A 19,892-nucleotide genomic window follows, 5' to 3' on the forward strand; every position below is an offset into this window, starting at 1 on the left:
TTTTGTTGCATCTTACAAAAAGAGAATTAAATTCAATAGAAATTTGCATTTTTATTTTGGCGGTAAGCAGGGTGGAGTGGAGGATTTTTCTATCAGAGGAAATAGTTAAATCCTCAGAGTGCATAGATTACTTTAAAGATTCCTACATCATTGAATTCCTCAGGCTGCTTTCAGAAATTCCCCAAGAAGAAGCTCTTGAAACTCTAAAGAGAAAGCTTCAATCCATCTCTAAATCTTTCAACACTCTTTTTCCAAAAAACCTATCAGAAGCCGAAATACCTGTAAAGGTCAAAGAGCTGATAGAAAACAACCAACCCTTACTGCTACCCTCCTCCCTAACGATAGTAAAAGTGGACTCTTCGTTTTTCATGCTTTTCCTGAAAAAACTGAAAAATAAATTTTTCCTGGCATTAGCAGAACTTGACTGCTCAGTCGCCGAAGATAGCCAGATTATAAACGAAAGTCTCGTCATAGAATACATAAGCAACCTGGTAAAGAACGGCGACAGATTCTTAATCCTATCCGTTGACATTGAAAACTTTTCCAGAATAAACGACAGCTACGGCATAAAGGCAGGCGACAGAATACTTTCAGAAATACTGAAAAGGTTAAAAGAAACGTTAGAAGACTGCAACAGCAAAGTATTCAGATTTTACTCCGACAAATTCATCATCGTCCATCACCACGACTGCGAAAATCCCCTCAAAGAACTCAAACCCATAGTCAGCAAGGTTTTAGACGTTTTCAAAGAACCTTTTTCAACCAACGGCAAAAAGGTATACGTAGTCCCCAACATCGGCGCATCGTTCTTCCCTGAACACGGAGAAAGCGTTTTGGTAAAAGCAGAATTAGCCCAGAAAGAAGCGTTCCTGAGACAGGTGCCTCTCATCGTATTCTCAGAAGATATCGGCATCTCAGAAAAAGTCCTTGAAATACTAACCAAAATAAAAGAAGACCTTAAAGAGAACAGGATAACAATATACCTGCAGCCAAAGGTTGACCTGAATTCAGGCGAAATCATAGGTGCAGAAGCGTTGATGCGCTGTTCCGTCCCGCCAGGCGAAGCGATTCCAGTAATCACAGAATACGGTCTCCTTTTTGATGTCGGCGAAGTCATACTGAAGAAAAGTCTCAACGTTTTAAGAAGGCTTGAAAGGTTAAACGTTAATATTCCCATTTCGGTAAACGTATCCTACTCTCAACTGATAGATAAAAGGTTCATTCCTCTAATAGACAAACTCATCAAAAACTACCGAATCAACCCGGAACTTTTAGTGTTTGAGATAACAGAAACAGAAGCAACCAAATGCACAGAAAACCTGATGGAAACGTTAGAAGAGATTAAAAAGCGGAAGATAAAACTCTCAATTGACGATTTCGGAACCGGATACTCTTCTCTATCAAGGCTCAAACTCCTGAAAGCCTGGGAAATCAAAATAGACAAAAGTTTCATTTTGAACTTAGACAGAAACATAGAAGACAAAAGCATCGTAAAGTTCATAATAGACATAGGAAAGCTTCTATCTTTAGAAGTTGTAGCCGAAGGCATAGAGAAACAGGAACAGATAGATATACTCAAAGAGTTGGGATGCTACAAAGGACAGGGATTTTTCTTCTACCCTCCGCTACCGGTAGAAGAGTTCTTCAACCTGATAACGAAAAAACGTTAGTCGTCAACCTTCACAACTCTATCAACAAAAGAAGCATCTACCCTATCATCACCTTCCTTTTGAGAGAGCAAAACTAAAAATTCCTTATTCCCTTTAGGACCTCTCGGCTTAGAAAGGGTCAATTTTTCAGGATAAAGTCCGATAGAACGAGCAAACTCTAAAACTTTATTAATCGCTTTCTTGTGAAGTTCAGGGTCTCTTATCACCCCTTTACCTCTATCAACCTCCCTCTTGGTCAATTCAAACTGGGGCTTTATAAGAACAATCATCTTTCCTTCAGGCTTTAAAAACTGCTTAACCACCGGTAAAAGTTTCGTCACAGATATAAAAGAGACGTCCATAACAACCAAATCCACCTTTTCAGGAATCTCCTTTTCGGTTAAATACCTTGCGTTGAAACGTTCAATAGAGATAACTCTCGGGTCATTTCTCAACTTCCAGTCAAGCTGACCTCTACCGACGTCAACGGCGTAAACCTTCTTTGCTCCGTGCTGAAGAAGGCAATCGGTAAATCCACCCGTTGAAGCGCCAACGTCAAGACACACAAAACCTGAAACGTCAACACCAAACTCCTTCAGAGCTGTCTCTAACTTCAGTCCACCCCTTGAAACGTAAGGAATGTCCTCCTCTTTCACCTCTATCACGCTGTCTGCAGGAACAGACGTTCCCGGTTTATCAACAACCTGACCGTTAACCTTTACTTTTCCAGCCATTATCAGAGCTTTCGCCCTTTCTCTGCTTTTTACAAGACCTTTTTCAACTAAAAGTTTATCTATCCTTTCCTTCTTCATTTCACCTTCCTCTTAAACCCTTTAAGCACTAATTTCCTGACATCAAAAATCATCCCGGTAAGCAAAGATGAAACGGCAACTATAAAACCTACAGGAACAACAACGTTATAGTCGTAAGTTATTTCAAGAGCCAGAACAACAGAAGTAAACGGAACTTTCATGACAACACCGACGAAAACAGCTGCACCTATCGCCGCAAAGTAAAACGGCTCAGTTGAGAAACCGAAACTCCTCATAATCTCGCCAAAACCGTATCCTACCAAAGAACCTATGCTCATAAGCGTTATGAACAAACCACCAACGGCGTTCGCGTAGAGAGAAACTGCGTTGGCAACAATCCTCAAAACAGCCAACAGGAAAATCAGAAACAGAGGAAAGTGATACTTACTGTTCATAAGCGCCACAACAACCTCGTGACCGGAAAACGCAGCGTAAGGTGAGACTTTCAGAAGCAAACCTATCACTATTCCGGAAGTCACAGAAATAAGCGGTATCCTGTAAGAGCGGGGAACTTTCCTCTCAAGGAAGGAAGAGAGGAAAAACATCACTCTATCTCTGAGCGTAAGGTAGAGGTAAATAGATGAGGTAATTAAAGGAATAAAAAGCATAACTGCTATCAGATAATCGGTCTGAAACAGCTTCCCGGCTGAATACTTGAAAACAACGGGCATCAGAAAGTGTAGAGCAACTAAAAATGCGGAAAAGCTACCGACTATGAGAAAGCCTATAAAATCCTTTACTAAAAAGTAAGCAACGTTCTCTACGGCAAAGAGAATCCCCGTTATGGGGGAAACGAAAACGGCAGAGATACCGCTTCCTGCTCCTATACCTATTGAAACTTTGGTAAGCTCTTTGGGTAAATTAAAGAGCCTGTGAAATCTGGAAGATATCATTGCGCCAATCGCAGCAGAAGGACCTTCATTTCCAACTGCGAAACCGCTACCTATGCAAAGAGCAGAAGCTATGATTTTTAAAATCAGGTCGCCAAAAGTGTAAGTAATCCTGTTATCTGCTATAGCCTGAGCGATTTCTCTCAGTCCGTATTCCCTGACTCTATCGTTCCTTTCTATCAGGTAGTTAACGAAGAGAATTACAGCAGTAGGAACGAAAATGAGATACCAGAGAGGCAGATGAGGTATTGTTTCAATCGGGTCTCCCTGAAAGAAAATGAAGGAAAACACTTTACTCATCAAAACGTAAACGGAAACGAAAAATCCCGTCACCACCCCGGTAATTAACGAAGAAAAGAACAGAACGTTAAGCTTTCTCAACGCTTCACCTTATTTAAAGGGGGGATTACTCCCCCTTAATTATCGCTTCAGCAACGGTTCTAACCGGCTGCCCTGTAGCGCCCGGAGCGTAATACTTCCATTCTCTATCCAGGAAAGCTGGTCCTGCTATATCTATGTGCGCCCAGGACTTAACTTTCTTGCTGTCAACGAACTTCTGAAGGAAGAGCGCAGCCGTAATGGCACCACCGTATCTCGTTTTTCCAACGTTCTGAACGTCAGCGTAAGTGCCTTTAATATCTTCTTTCAGGTCTTCATCTAAAGGCATGCACCACAGCTTTTCACCCGTTTCCTTTGACACCTTTAACAGCTTGTTGGCTAACCTGTCATCTTCTGTAAAGAGACCTGACGTGTAATGTCCCAAAGCCACAACGCAAGCGCCTGTAAGCGTTGCCATATCTATCATAACATCAGGTTCAAGCTCAGAACCGTAGATAAGGGCATCAGCCAATATGAGTCTACCTTCGGCATCAGTGGAATGGACTTCAACGCTTACGCCGTTCTTATAAACGATTATGTCGTCAGGTCTGTAAGCTTTACCGTCAGGCATGTTCTCAACAGTTGGTATAAGGGCGTGAACCTCAACGTCAGGCTTAACTTCACCTACTACCTTCATAATGCCTAAAACGGCACAGGCACCTGCCTTGTCAGACTTCATTGTCTTCATAAACTGTTCAGGTTTTATGTTTAGACCGCCACTATCAAACGTTACGCCCTTTCCGACTAAAACAACTCTTTTCTTCGGTTTTTTGGGTTTGTAGGAAAGGTGGATGAAGCGGGGGGGATTTTTACTTCCCCTTCCAACGGTCAATATTCCAACCATCTCTTCTTTCTCAAGCGCTTCTTCGTCAAAAACCTTGCACTCAAATCCATACCTTGCAGCCAACTCTTCAGAAACCTCGGCAAGCTTTTCAGGTGTGATAACGTTTCCCGGCTCATTCACCAGGTCTCTCACGAAGTTAACAGCTTCGGCAAAAATCCTCCCCTCCTCAAACTCCTCCTTAAACTCCTTCTTCCCGGCAACAACTATCTCTTTCAACTTACTACCTTCTTCCTTCTTATACTTAGAAAACTTATAAGCGCCAATAATTACCCCTTCGGCAATCGCTTTAGCTTCTTTTCCTCCCAATCTCTCAACTTCAGGAAAATCCACCACAACCTTCTTCGCTCCACTCTTCTCAGCAGCTCTGATACCCTTAGCAGTAGCTACCCTGACCTTTTCAAGGTCTACATCTCCCTTCTTGCCAAGCCCAACGTAAACGACCGATTTAAAACTCCCCTCTCCTGGAAGAGTTACAGTCTCCCCAACCTTCCCTTTAAAACCAAGACTCTTCAGCTGTTCAGCATCTTTATCCATCAAATCTTTCAATCCTTCAAAAACACCAAAAACGAGAGTATCAGCCTTCCTGCCAGCTATCTCAGAAGCGTAACGTACCTTCATTCCTTACCTCCAAATAAAAATCGGTTAACCTGAATATAACACAACTTAATCCTCAAATAACCGCTTTTTCTTCCCCTTTAAAAGCAAGGCAAATAAATTTTTCTTATAATCACAATAAATTTACATTCACAGGAGGACACAACAATGAAAAACCCTACCCCCACCTCTTACATCCTAACAATAATAGGAATCTTAACAACACTATTCCTCTCACCAGTAGCACAGGCATTCCCCCAAGGTTCACAGCAGGTTCAATCACCAAAGCTCTTTAAACTCAACAGCAGCGACCCAACAGAACGCAAATTAGCAGTTTACTACCTATCAGAAAGCGGCAATCCGCAGTTAGTAAAAAAGTTCTGTGAAATGCTCTTAAACGACAAAAGCACCGACGTAAGAGCAACCGTCGCAGAGAGGTTGGGGGATTACTACTATACAAACAAAGAAGCCGAGAACTGCCTACTCAAAGCTCTAAAAAAAGAGAAAAACAAAGCAGTGATAAAGAACATCGTTTACGCCATCAGCAATTTTGACGACGTAAAAGCAGGAAAAGTCCTCTGCAGATTTCTAAACAGCAAAGACCCGGATATCAGAAGAACTGCCATAGTAGGACTAATAAAGTTCCAAGGTTTGTGCGACAAGCAGCTCTTTGAACTACTCAAAAAAGACAAGAACGCAGACGAAAAAGTACTGTTAGCAAGAATCTTAGGAATGCACAAGTACAAACCGGCAAAACCTTACATGAAAAAACTCCTAAAATCACCAAAACCGGAAGATGTATTAGCCGCTCTCAACTTCTTCAAGTACTATCCTGACAAAACGGTCAACAAAACCGTTGAAAAAATACTCAGAAATACAGAAGACCAAAAAATAGAAGAAGCTGCTTTTGACGTTTTGGTAGCTTCAAACGACCCTGCCTTCTACAGCACAATAGAAACCTATCTGCTGCAACCTCAATTCCAGAAACGTTTTGCTCTGAGATTGCCGAGCTTCAAAGGCAACATACCTCCTAAAGTCCTCAAACTACTCCTTCAAAGCGACGATACAACCTCCCGTATAGCAGCTCTTACCTACATTGGAGAACACAAGTTAAAAGGCTACTGCGACTACGTAAAACAGAACGTTTATAACAAATCCGCAGACGTTCAAGCAGCAGCTATATGGGCTTTAGGCAAAGCAGGCTGTCAGGATGCCGTAAAAATTCTGTGCGACATAATATCCAACTACAACCTTGATGACGACGTAAGAGCAAACGCTGCCCAAGCTCTAAGCTTCCTGCCCAAGAAAACTCTTAAGAAGAACTTAAATTTAATAAAGGAAGTTTATAAGAACGAATTCTTGGACGACATCAAAGATACCATAATGAAAGCTATCAAGAAGGCAACCAGCAGTTAAGGAGGGGGGCATGGTAGATTACAACACGCTCAAGGCTTTTAAATTAGTAGTTGACCTGAACAGCTTCTCGGCAGCTGCCAAAGTTCTCAACGTAAGCCAGCCGGCAATAACAAACAGAATAAAAACCCTTGAACGCTTCTTAGGCGCACCTCTCTTCATCAGGAAAGGTAAAAGGTTCGTTCTCTCTCCCTACGGTGAAATCCTCTACAGAGAGATAGACGCTGCCATAGAAAGCTTTGACAGAATCAGGAACATCGTCATCAAACTCTCCAAAACGTCAAGAGAAAAGCTCAGATTTGCAGCAAGCACCACCGTAGGAAACTGGTTCATTCCGGACATCATCCAACCTTTCCTCAAGAAAGAGAAAGTAACCCTTGAAATGTTTATAGGAAACACTGAAGAAGTCGTTCACAACATTCTTTCAAGGTACTACAACTTAGGCATTGTAGAAGGCAGAGTAGAAGACCCAGAACTCAACGTTATACCTATAAAAGAAGATAGGCTCGTTTTAGTAAAAGCTTCCGATAGCGAATTACCCGACGAAATCAACATAGAAGAAATCACCAACTACAGCTTAGTCATAAGAGAAGAAGGCTCCGGAACAAGAAAACTCATAGAGGAAATGCTCTCCAACTTCGGAATCTTGCCCAACTGCCTCAAAGTAACGGCTGAAATAGGAACAACAACTGCCATAATCAACTTCGTTTCAAAAAACAAGGAAGTGTTCGCATTTGTCCCCGAAGTCGCAGTTAAGGATAACCCGAACGTTAAAATCGTTAAAATTCATGACCTTTCAATAAGAAGAAAGTTCTTCCTCATAACCCACAAAGAAGCTTCCTACAACCTAATAACAAAGAACTTTATAAGTTACCTATTATCCTTCCAAGAAGGCACGCTAACGAAGGGGGAATAGATACTCCCCCTTCTTTCCATTGCTAACCATTCCTAACAGTCTTAAATTTAACTCTGGCGGTTAGAAGCTGTCTGTGTTCATCGCACTCATATTTCTTTGAGAGCGCTCCAGCTGGAGCGCTCCTTTTTATTTAACCCGTTAAAAGGGGAAAGCAATGGAAGAAAAAATCAACGCAATAGTTGAAAAGGTAAAGGAGTTACTTTTACCCATTTTGGAAGAAGGCGGTTTTGAATTGGTTGACATTGAATTCGTCAGAGAACCAATAGGCTGGGTTTTAAGAATATACGCCGACCGTCCCGGCGGAGGTATAACAATTTCAGACTGCCAGTGGATAAGCGAAAGGATAGGAACCGTTTTAGACGTTGAAGACGTTATTCCCCATTCCTATAACCTTGAAGTCTCATCTCCTGGTCTTGATAGACCGCTTAAAAGCAAGAAAGACTTTGATAGACACATAGGAATAGTTGTGAAGATTAAAACTTTAAATCCTATGGACAACCAGCGGAACTTTAAAGGAGAAGTCGTTTCAACGAGCGATACGGGCGTTACAGTCCACGACGTCTCAAGAAACGCAGAAGTAGAGATTCCGTATGAAAACATAAAGAGCGCCCGTGTGGACATAGACTCCCTGTTCAACAAGTAAATAAGGAGGATTAAAATATGGAAAGTTTAGGGAAAACTATAGAACTGCTGTGTCGTGAAAAAGGTATATCCAAAGAAGATGTAATAGAAGCTGTAAAAACTGGAATCATTAACGCTGCTAAAAAAGCAGGATACAGGGGCAATTTAGTCGTTAAGATAGATGAAGATGGAAAAGATTTTGGGATATATCAGGAAAAGGTTGTAGTTGAAAAAGTAACAGACCCGGACCACGAAATCTCCTTGGAAGAAGCAAAACAGATTGCAGGAGAAGACGTAAAAGTAGGAGATAAGGTCTTAGTAGAAATTAAAACGGAAGAACTTGGAAGAATAGCGGCAAAAGCTGCTGCACAGGTTATTCACGACAAAATTACTGAAGCGGAAAGAAAAGCGCTGTTTGATTACTTTAGAGAGAAAATAGGAGACGTAATCTCAGGCACCGTTAAGGAAATAAGAAGAAACGGCGATATCGTTGTAGATTTGGGAAGAGTTGTAGGAATACTGCCTAAAGAGGAACAGATACCGAAAGAGAGATACAGAATAGGCGACAGAATCAGAGCCTACATCTACGACGTTGTATTTGACTATAAACGTTATAACAGAAAGAAACCCTCAAGAATTGAAGACCAGCCACCGCCATATATAATACTTTCAAGAACCCACCCCAAACTCCTTAAAAGGTTAATGGAAATAGAAATTCCGGAAATCGCAGAAGGATTAGTGGAAGTAAAAGCCGTTGCAAGAGAACCGGGTATAAGGGCAAAAGTAGCTGTTGCAGCGAGAGAGGACTACATAGACCCGGTAGGCGCATGCATAGGCGTGAAAGGTAGCAGAATTCTTCCCATTTCAAGAGAACTCTCTGGAGAAAAGATAGAAATTATCCTCTGGAGCGATGACGTAGCAGAGTTAGTTGCAAGGGCACTCTCTCCAGCTAAAGTTCTTCATTCAGAAGTTTACGAAGATGAGAACGGAGAGACGAGAGTAGAAGTTGTTGTTCCCGATGACCAGCTGTCTTTAGCTATAGGTAAACATGGAGTAAACGCAAGGCTTGCATCAAAATTAGTAGGACAAACAGGACAAGTAGTGGGAATAGACATCATAAAAGAAAGCGACTACAAGAAACTTGAAGAGCTTGAAGCGATGGAAGAGGAAGAATGAGAACCTGCGAAGGTTGCAGGAAGAAGGACGAAAAGGAAAAGTTTTTACGCTTCGTTGAATTTGAAGGTAACGTAATGCTTGATACTGCCGGGAAACTTCCCGGCAGGGGATACAACGTTTGTCCCGATTCCAAGTGTATAAAGCAGTTTGTTAAAAAGCGCTTTAAAAACAGGATAAACGCGGAAGAGTTAATAAAAAATGTTATATCTTCCCTACGTGAATACCTATTACACCTTCTTTCTCTCTGTCACAAAACCGGTATAACTGTTATCGGTCAGGACAACGTAAAAAGTTTTAAAAACAGAGAAGGTGTTCTTCTGCTCAGTTCAGACCTATCCGAAAAAACGAAAGAAAGGCTCAAAGAAGCTGCATCTCTTACCCTCAAAGACATGTTTACTTCTGAGGAGTTGGGAAACGCCCTGCGCAAAGAGAGAACGGCAGGTGTAGTCTTTGTAGAGAAAGCTGGACTTGGTAGAAAGTTTTATGAGGTTGCACAGAAACTTAAAACGCTAAGTGAAAGCTTAAAGGAAAAATAATGAAAGATGTTTTAGCTTTCGGTTCTATCGTAATAGATAACGTTTTAGTTGTTAAGAAATTTGCCTCTATAAACGAAACGGTACAGGCAGATAAATACAGATACACGTTTGGAGGAGCAGGTGCCAACGTTGCAGTAGCCGTGGCACGGCTTGGGGGGAGAAGCGGTATTTTTGCAGTTTCAGGTTACGATTTTGAAAAAACCGGATACAAAAAAGCCTTAACAGAGCAGGGAGTTGATGTTCGCGGCGTCATTAATACAAAAGCCTTTCCATTAGCAAGAAGCTTTATCATAAGCAAGAAAGAAAGTGACGACCAAATTCTCTACTACTACGAGGATAAAAGAGGCGTTGCAAAACTACTTTTCCAAAACGTAAAGCTCGCGCATAAATTGGCTGAGGAGTTTAAAGTCCTTCACTTCTCTACAGGTCATTTTGAGTTTTATTACCATTTTCTAAAGAAAAACAACATTCCAGCGCTTATAAGTTTTGACCCCGGTCAGGAAACGTTCTCGTATCCTTACAGAGTAATCAGGCTTTTAAAGTTCGTTCATATGCTGTTTATGAACAATCACGAAGCTAAAAGGATAAAAGAGTTATTGAAGATTCGTTCAATAAGAGAGATAGAAGGACCTAAACTGATATGCATCTCTTTAGGAGCAAGAGGTTCTATCATTCTGTTTAAAGATAAGGTTTATCGCATACCTGCCGTAAAACCAGAAAGGCTGGTTGACCCAACAGGAGCCGGAGATTCCCACAGAGCGGGATTTTTAGTGGCTTTGCTAAAAGGCTACGATTTAGAAACTGCAGGAAGGATAGCTTCAACCGTTGCATCCTTTACCATAGAAGCAGAAGGAGCACAAACCAGCCTGCCAACATGGGAACAGGTAGAAAAGAGGTATAAAGAATTTTTTAAGGAAAGCCTCCCAACTCCTAACAGAAGCTGGGAGGAGATTGTGTCGGAATTAACGTCTTAACCTCTCTGGTCAAACGTTTTCAAAGCAGGAGAAACTTTGTTCTTCCTGAAGTTTTCGGTTTCGCGGGGGAGGATTTTCTTAAGCTTCCTTTGAATCACAAAGTTCAAACCGAAAATCACAAGCGCAACTACCGTAGCACCGGCAAAGGCACTTTTCATATTCATAGAAAGCACGGCAAACGCTTTACCGGAATTCTGAACGATAAAATCAAGCATTATGAAGAAAATGTATAGAGAAACGATAAAGTAGGTCTGCTTTATGTACTCAATGTAGTCAAGAATCACAGCCGTTAAAAAAGTAATTCTGAAACTGAAGGTAAGCGCATAGGCAATTCCTCCCGGCTTTATAGCGTTCAACGGAGAGAAGTTGTCATTCTCAGCTTCTAACAGGAACTTCAAAGCTGCATTAACCCTCATAAGTCCCGTTATGGTAGGAAGTCCTATTACTAAAAACGCTATCAAGCCCCATAAAAACATAGCCCAATTCATTTTTCCTCCTTCTTACCTTTTTTCTCTATTAAAAACAGGATTTTATTAATTCTCTCAAGAATTCCTGGCTCTTCTTCCTGTAAGGATTGGTCAGCTTTTATCTTTTCAAGTGCAAACCTCAAATATCTCTCAGCTTCTTTATTCTTCCCTAATTTGAACAAACACTCCCCATAATGTTCACTAATAACAGGGTCGTTAGGTTTTAATTCTAACGCTTTCTGGAAAAACCTACAGGCTTCACTGTACTTGCCCATCTTGTACAAAATCCACCCCTTCGTATCCAAATAGGCAGGATTGTCCGGCTCTTCTTTCAACGCTTTATTAACCAATTTCAAAGCTTCTTCAAGGTTCTTCCCTCTTTGAGCGTAGAAATAAGCAAGGTAGTTGTAAGTATCCGGGTCAGGATTTTCTCTAAGAAGTTTCTTTAAATACTTTTCCGTTTCCTCATATTTACCTAACTTTTCAGCAAAGTACGCAAGGTAGAAATAAGCCTTGGGGAGTTTCTGGAAAGACTTTTCAGACAATTTTAGTATTTTATAAGCCTGCTCTGTATCCCCTTCTTTATCCGCTATTAGAGCCACTTTCAAAATATAATCTGGATTGTGAGTTAATTCCCAAAGTCTCTGATAGTAGGCTTCCGCCTCCTGCAACTTACCCAAACGGTAAAGGACAGAAGCCGTCCTCTCCAAAACGGTTGGGTTTTCAGGGTAAATGTCTAAAGATTTCTCATAAGCTTTCAAAGCGTTCTTAAGGTCCCCCGTCATTTCATAGGCAAGACCTAACATAAAGTAAACGTTCGGATTTTCAGGGTTAAGCTTTGTAATCCTTTCAATAATAGGAATTACTTTTTTGTACTCTTTCATCTCAAAAAGATGTGCAGCAACCCAGGAAAGAAGTTTTAAGTTGTAAGGCTCCATTTCAACTAACTTGTTAATAATCTTCAACGCTTCCTGTGGCTTATTTTCCTTTATATAGATGTAAAGAAGCTCTTTCAAAGCAAAAACGTTGTTTGGCGTCTTTCTAAGAACTTCTCTAAGAAACCTTTCCGCTTCCTTATATTTCTTCTCTTCTCTGAAAATCTTACCCAAAAGGACGCAGGCACTTTCAAAATGAGGATTTAGCTTTACCGATTTTTCCAACAGAGGAATAGCCGCTTCTTTCTTCCCTTCAAGGTAATAAACCTGCCCTAAAAAGTAACTCACCAAATAATCGTTCGGATATTCTTTCTCCGCTTCTTTTAAAAGTTGTTCCGCTTCTTTGTACTTCTTTAAATTGATATACAAGTTTGCCAACATAACGTAAGTGCCCTTATCCTTTTTCAGCGAAAGAATCTTCTTATATATCTTCTCCGCTTCGTTCAATTTACCTTCAACAACCTTAATACCAGCCAAAAGTTTAAGCGCTTCTACACTATCAGGCTTAACCTTGAGAGCTTCCTTTACGTATTTTTCTGCTTCTTTCAGTTTCCTCAACTCTGCACAGAACTTAGCTGCTTCCAAAAGTAAAGAAAAATTACGAGGTTCAAGCTCTACTGCCTTTTCAATAGATTGAAGTGCGAGAGAGTAGTTACCATCAGCCTTAGCGTTAAGGTAAAGCATATAGTAATACAACGAAGTAGGTTTCGTTTTTTCTTTCTTCAGTGAAACCTTTCCCTCTACTTCTGTTTTCTTTTCCTTGTTTCCCTTTATAGTTTTAGGAGGAGCTGTTTTCATTCTTTCTTTTAGAGGGATTTGACAAGAGGAAAAAATTAAAACCCCAGTTACAGCCAATATTAAACGTTTTCTCATAGACGCTCCTTCAACCTGATATTTGCTGAAATCATAACAAAACTTTATCGTAAAATTCTTTCTGCAAGCAGTGAGGAAACCATGAAAGAAACGTTAAAGCGCCTAAAAAATCTGCTTAACCTCTTAACACAGGACAATTTCAAATACTTTCACAGAGTAAAAAATCCCCACCTCACCCTCCAAACCCTCCTCTCCCAGCTCCTTCCCCACCTTGACGAAAAAAGAAAAAACTGGACGCAAAAAGCAATAAACCTGCTTAAAAACTATAATTCCCTATCAGAAGAAGACAGAAAAAAGTTAATTAAAGAACTCCACAGGGTAATTACCCTAAAATTCTTAGAAGAGGAAATAGAAAGCGACCTAAAAAAAGAAATCCGCCCCAGCGAACGCATAGTAGTAAGCCAAGAAAAACTCCAAAAAAAGAAAAGCTACCCCATAAAAGCGTTCTTCCAGCCGATAGAAAAAGTAAAAGGCGTAACTGAAAAACGAGCCAAAAGGCTCAAAAAGTTAGGCATCAACACGGTATTAGACGCAATCTACTACCTTCCATACCGATACGAAGACAGAACCAGCGTAACAAAGATGTCCCAGCTAAAGCCAAACACAACCGCCCTTGTAAAAGGCAAAGTCACTGCCGTTTCTGTCATTGAAACTTCAAAGAAAAAGAAAAAGCTCCTCAAAGCCATACTCTACGACAAAACCGGTTACGTAAACCTTATTTTTCTTCAGGAAAAAGTAATCAACTATTACAAAGCAATCCTTTCAAAAGCAAAAGAGTTAGATAAAGAAGTTTTAGCCTACGGAAACGTCAAAAGAGAAATCGGCGGATATTCAATGATTCACCCGGAAATTGAAGTCTTAGACAAGAACAAGAAACTTTCTAAATTAGGCAAAATCCTCCCCATCTACCACACCGCCGAAGGATTAAACCAGACAACCGTCAGAAGAGACGTTCAATCAGTAGCAAAGCAGGTAATCCCGTTCCTCCCCGAATACCTCCCCGAAAAGATAATTAAAAAACACAACTTCCCAAAATCTTACGAAGCCTTCTGGAACGTTCACTTCCCTTCAGACGAAGACGCAAACGCCCTCCTTGAATTTAAAAGCCCCTCACAAAAAAGAGTCATATTTGACGAACTCTTCCTGTTTCAGTTAGCCCTTGCCCTACACAAAAGAAAGATAAAAGAAGAAAAAGGCATTTCTTTTTCCATAACCGAATCCCTCATAGACGAATTCAAAAAGCACCTACCGTTCAAGCTCACAAACGCTCAAGAAAGAGTTCTAAAAGAAATAGTAGAAGATATGAAGTCGCCAGAACCAATGAACAGACTCGTTCAAGGAGACGTGGGAAGCGGTAAAACGGTCGTCGCAGCAGCAGCCGCCTTCTTCGCAGCAAAAGGTGGATACCAAACGGCAGTAATGGCGCCAACAGAAATCCTAGCCAACCAGCACTTTAAAAAGTTTAACGAGTTTCTAAAACCTTTTGGCGTAAGGGTAGGACTCTTAACCGGCTCAATGACCAAAAAGGAAAAAGAGACCGTTTACAGAGCAATAAAAGAAGGCTTTTTGCAGGTAGTTGTAGGAACCCACGCTCTCATACAAGAAAACGTAGAGTTCAAAAACTTAGGACTAACGATAATAGACGAACAGCACCGCTTCGGCGTAAAGCAGCGCCTTGCCTTAAGGAAAAAGGGCAGCATGCCAGACACTTTAGTCATGACGGCAACACCCATTCCGAGAACTTTAGCCATGACAGCCTACGGAGATCTTGACATCTCTGTAATAGACGAACTGCCCGCCGGCAGAAAGCCGATAAAAACGAAAATCATCTTTGACGATGAAAGAGAAAAACTCATTAACTTCCTCAAAAAAGAACTCTCAGCAGGCAACCGCGTTTACATCGTCTATCCGCTCATAGAAGAATCGGAAAAGCTTGAACTGAAGGCTGCAACAGAAATGTTCCACTACTGGGAAGAAAAACTAAAAGGCTTCAGCGTCGGACTGCTACACGGCAGGATGAAGCAGGAAGAAAAAGACGCCGTCATGGAAAAGTTCAAAACTGGCGAGTATCAGGTATTGGTTTCAACAACCGTTATAGAAGTCGGCGTTGACGTCCCGGAAGCTACCGTAATGGTAATAGAACACGCCGAACGCTTCGGCCTTGCCCAGCTACACCAGTTAAGAGGAAGAGTAGGCAGAGGGGACAGGCAGTCCTACTGCTTTTTAGTAACCTCGCGCAAAGTGGGAGAAGATGCAGTTAAAAGATTAAGAGTTTTAGAAGAAACCACGGACGGATTTAAAATAGCAGAAGCAGACCTGAAGTTTAGAGGTCCTGGCGAAATCTTTGGCACAAGGCAGTCAGGGCTTGGCGACTTCAAAGTAGCAGACTTAACAAGAGACTTTGAACTCCTTAAAACAGCAAGACAGGAAGCTCAAGAATTAATCGAAAAGGACGACCTCTCAAACTATCCAGACTTAAAAGAACTCTTGGAACAGCGCTTTGGCGAAAAGTTTGAACTAATTGAATCAGGGTAAACGAATTTATCGTAAAATTTCCATAACATAGAAAACTGGAGGTTCCCGTTGCCAAAAAGAGAAGACCTCAAAAAAATCCTCATTATCGGCTCAGGTCCAATCGTTATCGGACAAGCAGCCGAATTTGACTACTCCGGAACTCAAGCCTGCAAGGCATTAAAAGAGGAAGGATACGAAGTCGTTTTAGTCAACTCCAACCCCGCAACGATAATGACAGACCCGGGAATAGCAGATAAAACTTACATAGAACCGCTGACCGTTGAGGTTTTGGAAAAAATAATAGAAAAAGAACGTCCCGACGCTCTCTTGCCTACCGTCGGCGGCCAAACTGCCCTCAACTTAGCTGTAGAACTTTACGAAGCCGGCATTTTAGACAAGTTCGGCGTTGAGCTAATCGGCGCAAACGTTGAGGCGATAAAGAAGGCAGAAGATAGGGAACTCTTCAAAGAAGCGATGCTTAAAATCGGTCTTGAAGTCCCCAAAAGCGGTCTTGCAAGGTCTTTAGAAGAAGCAATGGAAGTTGTCCGAGAAGTAGGACTTCCCGCAATTATCCGTCCAGCGTTCACCTTAGGCGGAGAGGGCGGCGGCGTAGCCTACAACATAGAAGAGTTCAAAGAAATTGCAAAAAGAGGTCTTGACGCAAGCCCCATAAACGAAATCCTAATAGAAGAAAGCGTTTTAGGTTGGAAAGAGTTTGAACTTGAAGTGATGAGAGACCTGAACGACAACGTTGTTATCATCTGTTCCATTGAAAACGTTGACCCAATGGGCGTTCACACAGGTGATTCCATAACCGTTGCTCCTGCCCAAACGCTTACAGACAAAGAATACCAGATGCTAAGAGACGCTGCCATAGCGATAATAAGAGAAATCGGCGTAGAAACCGGCGGTTCAAACGTTCAGTTTGCCGTAAACCCTGAAAACGGAAGAATAATCGTTATTGAAATGAACCCAAGAGTTTCCCGCTCTTCAGCTTTAGCTTCAAAGGCAACGGGCTTCCCGATAGCAAAAATAGCGGCGAAATTAGCCGTAGGCTACACCTTGGACGAACTGCCAAACGACATAACGAAAAAGACACCAGCTTCTTTTGAACCTGCCATTGACTACTGCGTCGTAAAGTTTCCCCGCTGGGCTTTTGAAAAGTTTCCAGAAGCAGACCCAACGCTTACAACCCGCATGAAATCTGTCGGCGAAGTAATGGCAATCGGCAGAACCTTCAAAGAAGCTCTACTGAAAGCTATAAGGTCCCTTGAAATAGGAAGGTACGGACTGCTACTTAAAGGCGTAGAGAAAATGTCTGACGAAGAACTTGAAAGCAAAATTGCCGTTCCAAATGCAGATAGAATTTGGTTCATCGCAGAAGCTTTAAGGAGAGGCTGGAGTTTAGACAAGCTCTACTCCCTCTGCCACATTGATAAGTGGTTCCTGCACAACATAAAGCAAATTGTAGAAGTTGAAAAAGAAATTAAGAAATACGAAAACGTTGAGGAGCTACCGGAAGAGGTTTTAAGGTTTGCGAAGAAGTGGGGATTTTCAGACAGATACATCGCAGAACTCCTCAACACAAACGAAAAATCAGTCAGAGAAAAGAGAAAGAACACAACGCCGGTTCTCTACAAAACCGTTGACACCTGCGCCGGAGAGTTTGAAGCCTACACTCCTTACTATTACTCCACTTACGATGGAAGAGAATGCGAGGCAAACCCTTCAGACAAAAAGAAAGTCACCGTTTTTGGCTCCGGTCCAAACCGCATAGGTCAGGGCGTAGAGTTTGACTACTGCTGCGTTCACGCCGTATGGGCTTTAAGAGACTTAGGTTACGAAGCTCACATGGTCAACTGCAACCCGGAAACCGTTTCAACAGACTACGATACCTCCGATAAACTCTTCTTTGAACCCCTCACCCTTGAAGACGCTCTAAACATCGTTGAAAAGGAAAAACCTGAAGGTGTAATAGTTCAGTTTGGCGGTCAAACTCCACTAAAGCTTTCCGTACCTTTAGAAAGAGAAGGAGTAAAAATATTAGGAACTTCTTCTGAAAGCATTGACATAGCCGAAGATAGAGAAAGGTTTAGAAAGCTCTTAAACGAATTAGGGCTAAAACAGCCGCCTTCCGGAATTGCACGCTCTCTTGAAGAAGCCGAAAAAGTAGCAGAAGAAATCGGATTTCCAATACTGATGCGCCCTTCTTACGTTTTAGGTGGCAGGGCAATGAGAATCGTTTACAGCATGGAAGAGTTGAGAAACTACATGGAAGAAGCTGTTGAAGTATCAGAAGAAAAACCCGTTCTCATAGATAAATTCCTCGAAGATGCAGTAGAGTTTGACGTTGACGCCGTTTGCGACGGTAAAGAGGTAATTATCGGCGGCGTCATGGAACACATAGAAGAAGCTGGAATACACTCCGGCGACAGCGCCTGCGTCCTTCCAACGTTTTCCGTTCCAAAAGAAATCGTAGAAAAGATGAAAGAAATCACACGAAAAATCGCTCTCAAACTCAACGTTAAAGGATTGATAAACATTCAGTTTGCAGTGAAAGACGGCGAAATATACATCATTGAGGTAAACCCAAGAGCCTCCAGAACAGTTCCGTTCGTCAGTAAAGCAACCGGGGTAGAACTTGCCAAAGTGGCAACAAAAGTAGCTATGGGTAAAACGCTAAAAGAATTAGGCATCAAAGAAGTTGAGCCAAAATACTACTCTGTAAAAGAATCCGTCTTTCCATTTAACAGATTTCCAGAAGTTGACCCAGTTCTCTCACCAGAGATGAAGTCAACAGGCGAAGTAATGGGGATAGATAAGGACCTTGGAATTGCCTTCTACAAAGCTCAGCTTGCAGCCGGTTCAAGACTTCCAATAGACCCATCAAAAGGCAAAGTGTTCATAAGCGTTAAGGATAAAGACAAACCTAAAGTTTATCCGATAGCTGAAAAACTCCACAAGTTGGGATTCAAAATCGTCTCAACGGAAGGAACTTACAAATTCCTAAAAGAAAAGGGAATTCCCGTAGAGTTAGTTTACAAAATACAGGAAGGAAGAAGACCAAACATCGGTGACTTAATCAAAAACGGCGAGATAATCTTAATCATAAATACGCCAACAGGAATGAAGTCAAAGAAAGATGCAGTCAGCATCAGAAGATTAGCAGTTAACTACAATATTCCATACTACACAACAATAAGAGGCGCTCAAGCAGCAGTAATGGCAATAGAATCAATGAAAAAACATCAACTATCCGTTAAGTCACTCCAAGAATACTATACTCAGGAGGTTAGGTAGTATGGCAGAAGAAAAAGATAAAAAAGAGCAAACCCCTCAAGAACAACCACAAGTAATAGTAGGAAGCATGCCATACAGAGTATCTATGGCTGAAGTAGATGCTTACGGCGTTATGTATTACTCCCGTTTCTTCGAAATCTTTGAAAGAGGAAGAACAGAACTTTTTAGAGCATTAGGAATTGAATACAAACAGATATTTCAGCAGAAACAAATACTTATGCCTGTAGTTGAAGCTGCTTGCAGATATATGGCACCAGTAGTTTACGATGACCTTATCACCGTAGAGACCGCCATAACAAGCATAGGTTCAAGAGGAATGCGTTTTGACTATCGCATCTTAAGAGAAGACGTTGTTTTAGCAGTAGGATTTACTCAGCATATTTTCATAGACCCACAAGGAAGACCTGTAAACTTCGGTAAAGAAGTAGTCAACGTTCTTAAAGAAAAAGGGTTAATCAAAGAAGATATAGAAGTTTCCGAAGGAACAGGTGAAAAGGAAGAAGACGTAACAAACAAACTCAAAAAGTTCGTATCCGAAAGAGTCACAAACAAAGACGAAGATAACCTTCCTAATTAAATCCATAATTCGGCAGCGATTCTCTTGCTGCCGAATTCCTTAATTTTTTTCCATTTCTCAAAAATTCCCTTATAAAGGACATTTTTAGTCCTTTTCTTTTTTTAAAGTTTCTCTTAGAGAAATAATCCCAATCAAATAAGGAGGGAAACTTTGGAAAAGGAACTTCAAAAAACCAAAATAAAAGAAAACCCTTACAAAGACATTTTTGTTTTCTTAGACAGAATCTGCCCTTTCTGTGGAAGTCCCATAGCTGAAAGAGAAATAACAGATGGCAAGAGAATACTGGTATGTACAAATCCTTTATGTAACTTTTTACAAAAGAAAAAATAAAAAAGGCCTGGCACCGCCCTACTTTCCCACCCCGTCTCCAGGGCAGTATCATCGGCGCTGGCGGGCTTAACTTCCGTGTTCGGAATGGGAACG

The 19,892-nt window shown here is 41.4% G+C and carries 16 protein-coding genes and 1 rRNA gene; 11 read left to right on the forward strand and 6 right to left on the reverse strand.

Annotated elements, in window-relative coordinates:
* Positions 1 to 71: 71 nt before the first annotated feature.
* Entirely contained in the window at positions 72 to 1,670 is a 1,599-nt protein-coding gene (locus QOL23_RS08315) for a putative bifunctional diguanylate cyclase/phosphodiesterase (RefSeq protein ID WP_283401127.1), read from the forward strand.
* Here the strand turns inward: QOL23_RS08315 and QOL23_RS08320 are convergent.
* Genes QOL23_RS08320 through QOL23_RS08330 form a run of 3 tightly spaced genes read right to left on the reverse strand, consistent with a single transcriptional unit; the run spans position 1,667 to position 5,191 of the window.
* Positions 1,667 to 2,461 carry a TlyA family RNA methyltransferase gene (locus QOL23_RS08320; protein ID WP_283401128.1) on the reverse strand — a complete coding sequence of 265 codons (795 nt, stop codon included), beginning with the start codon at positions 2,459 to 2,461 and terminating at the stop codon, positions 1,667 to 1,669. The genes QOL23_RS08315 and QOL23_RS08320 overlap by 4 nt on opposite strands.
* Positions 2,458 to 3,732 (reverse strand): chloride channel protein, encoded by a 1,275-nt coding sequence (locus tag QOL23_RS08325; RefSeq protein WP_283401129.1) that lies wholly within the window; start codon positions 3,730 to 3,732, stop codon positions 2,458 to 2,460. The genes QOL23_RS08320 and QOL23_RS08325 overlap by 4 nt, the downstream gene beginning before the upstream one ends.
* A gap of 25 nt (positions 3,733 to 3,757) precedes the next feature.
* Complete coding sequence (locus tag QOL23_RS08330; RefSeq protein ID WP_283401130.1) at positions 3,758 to 5,191, reverse strand: leucyl aminopeptidase; 1,434 nt, start codon at positions 5,189 to 5,191, stop codon at positions 3,758 to 3,760.
* A gap of 144 nt (positions 5,192 to 5,335) precedes the next feature.
* On the opposite strand from QOL23_RS08330, the gene QOL23_RS08335 reads away from it, so the two are divergent.
* From QOL23_RS08335 to QOL23_RS08360, 6 genes are all read left to right on the forward strand, one after another.
* The gene (locus QOL23_RS08335) at positions 5,336 to 6,583 is read left to right on the forward strand and encodes a HEAT repeat domain-containing protein (protein ID WP_283401131.1); all 1,248 of its coding nucleotides are present in this window, start codon (positions 5,336 to 5,338) and stop codon (positions 6,581 to 6,583) included.
* 10 nt (positions 6,584 to 6,593) lie between these two features.
* On the forward strand, positions 6,594 to 7,496 hold the full coding sequence (locus tag QOL23_RS08340; protein WP_283401132.1) for a LysR family transcriptional regulator: 903 nt from the start codon (positions 6,594 to 6,596) through the stop codon (positions 7,494 to 7,496).
* 154 nt (positions 7,497 to 7,650) lie between these two features.
* Positions 7,651 to 8,139, forward strand: coding sequence for a ribosome maturation factor RimP (locus tag QOL23_RS08345; protein WP_283401133.1), 489 nt, complete (start codon positions 7,651 to 7,653; stop codon positions 8,137 to 8,139).
* Positions 8,140 to 8,156: 17 nt separating this feature from the next.
* Positions 8,157 to 9,293, forward strand: coding sequence for a transcription termination factor NusA (nusA, locus tag QOL23_RS08350; protein ID WP_283401134.1), 1,137 nt, complete (start codon positions 8,157 to 8,159; stop codon positions 9,291 to 9,293).
* Entirely contained in the window at positions 9,290 to 9,829 is a 540-nt protein-coding gene (locus QOL23_RS08355) for a YlxR family protein (RefSeq protein ID WP_283401135.1), read from the forward strand. Before nusA ends, QOL23_RS08355 begins: the two co-directional genes overlap by 4 nt.
* A complete protein-coding gene (locus QOL23_RS08360) occupies positions 9,829 to 10,803 on the forward strand; it encodes a PfkB family carbohydrate kinase (protein ID WP_283401136.1) in 975 nt (324 codons plus the stop codon). Before QOL23_RS08355 ends, QOL23_RS08360 begins: the two co-directional genes overlap by 1 nt.
* On the opposite strand, the gene QOL23_RS08365 is transcribed toward QOL23_RS08360, so the two are convergent.
* Both QOL23_RS08365 and QOL23_RS08370 read right to left on the reverse strand, forming a co-directional pair.
* Positions 10,800 to 11,291, reverse strand: a complete 492-nt coding sequence (locus tag QOL23_RS08365) for a hypothetical protein (RefSeq protein WP_283401137.1) — start codon at positions 11,289 to 11,291, stop codon at positions 10,800 to 10,802. The genes QOL23_RS08360 and QOL23_RS08365 overlap by 4 nt on opposite strands.
* Positions 11,288 to 13,078 (reverse strand): tetratricopeptide repeat protein, encoded by a 1,791-nt coding sequence (locus QOL23_RS08370; protein WP_283401138.1) that lies wholly within the window; start codon positions 13,076 to 13,078, stop codon positions 11,288 to 11,290. The genes QOL23_RS08365 and QOL23_RS08370 overlap by 4 nt, the downstream gene beginning before the upstream one ends.
* Before the next feature lie 81 nt (positions 13,079 to 13,159).
* Between QOL23_RS08370 and recG the strand changes: the two genes are divergently transcribed.
* From recG to QOL23_RS08390, 4 genes are all read left to right on the forward strand, one after another.
* On the forward strand, positions 13,160 to 15,613 hold the full coding sequence (gene recG / locus QOL23_RS08375) for an ATP-dependent DNA helicase RecG (RefSeq protein WP_283401139.1): 2,454 nt from the start codon (positions 13,160 to 13,162) through the stop codon (positions 15,611 to 15,613).
* Positions 15,614 to 15,661: 48 nt separating this feature from the next.
* A complete protein-coding gene (gene carB, locus QOL23_RS08380; RefSeq protein ID WP_283401140.1) occupies positions 15,662 to 18,892 on the forward strand; it encodes a carbamoyl-phosphate synthase large subunit in 3,231 nt (1,076 codons plus the stop codon).
* Between the two features lies 1 nt (position 18,893).
* A complete protein-coding gene (locus tag QOL23_RS08385) occupies positions 18,894 to 19,469 on the forward strand; it encodes an acyl-CoA thioesterase (RefSeq protein WP_283401141.1) in 576 nt (191 codons plus the stop codon).
* Positions 19,470 to 19,619: 150 nt separating this feature from the next.
* On the forward strand, positions 19,620 to 19,799 hold the full coding sequence (locus QOL23_RS08390; protein WP_283401142.1) for a hypothetical protein: 180 nt from the start codon (positions 19,620 to 19,622) through the stop codon (positions 19,797 to 19,799).
* 5 nt (positions 19,800 to 19,804) lie between these two features.
* Here the strand turns inward: QOL23_RS08390 and rrf are convergent.
* Positions 19,805 to 19,892 (reverse strand): 5S ribosomal RNA (gene rrf, locus QOL23_RS08395); the annotation flags it as partial.

It is taken from the genome of Desulfurobacterium pacificum (assembly GCF_900182835.1).
Taxonomy (GTDB): domain Bacteria; phylum Aquificota; class Aquificia; order Desulfurobacteriales; family Desulfurobacteriaceae; genus Desulfurobacterium_B; species Desulfurobacterium_B pacificum.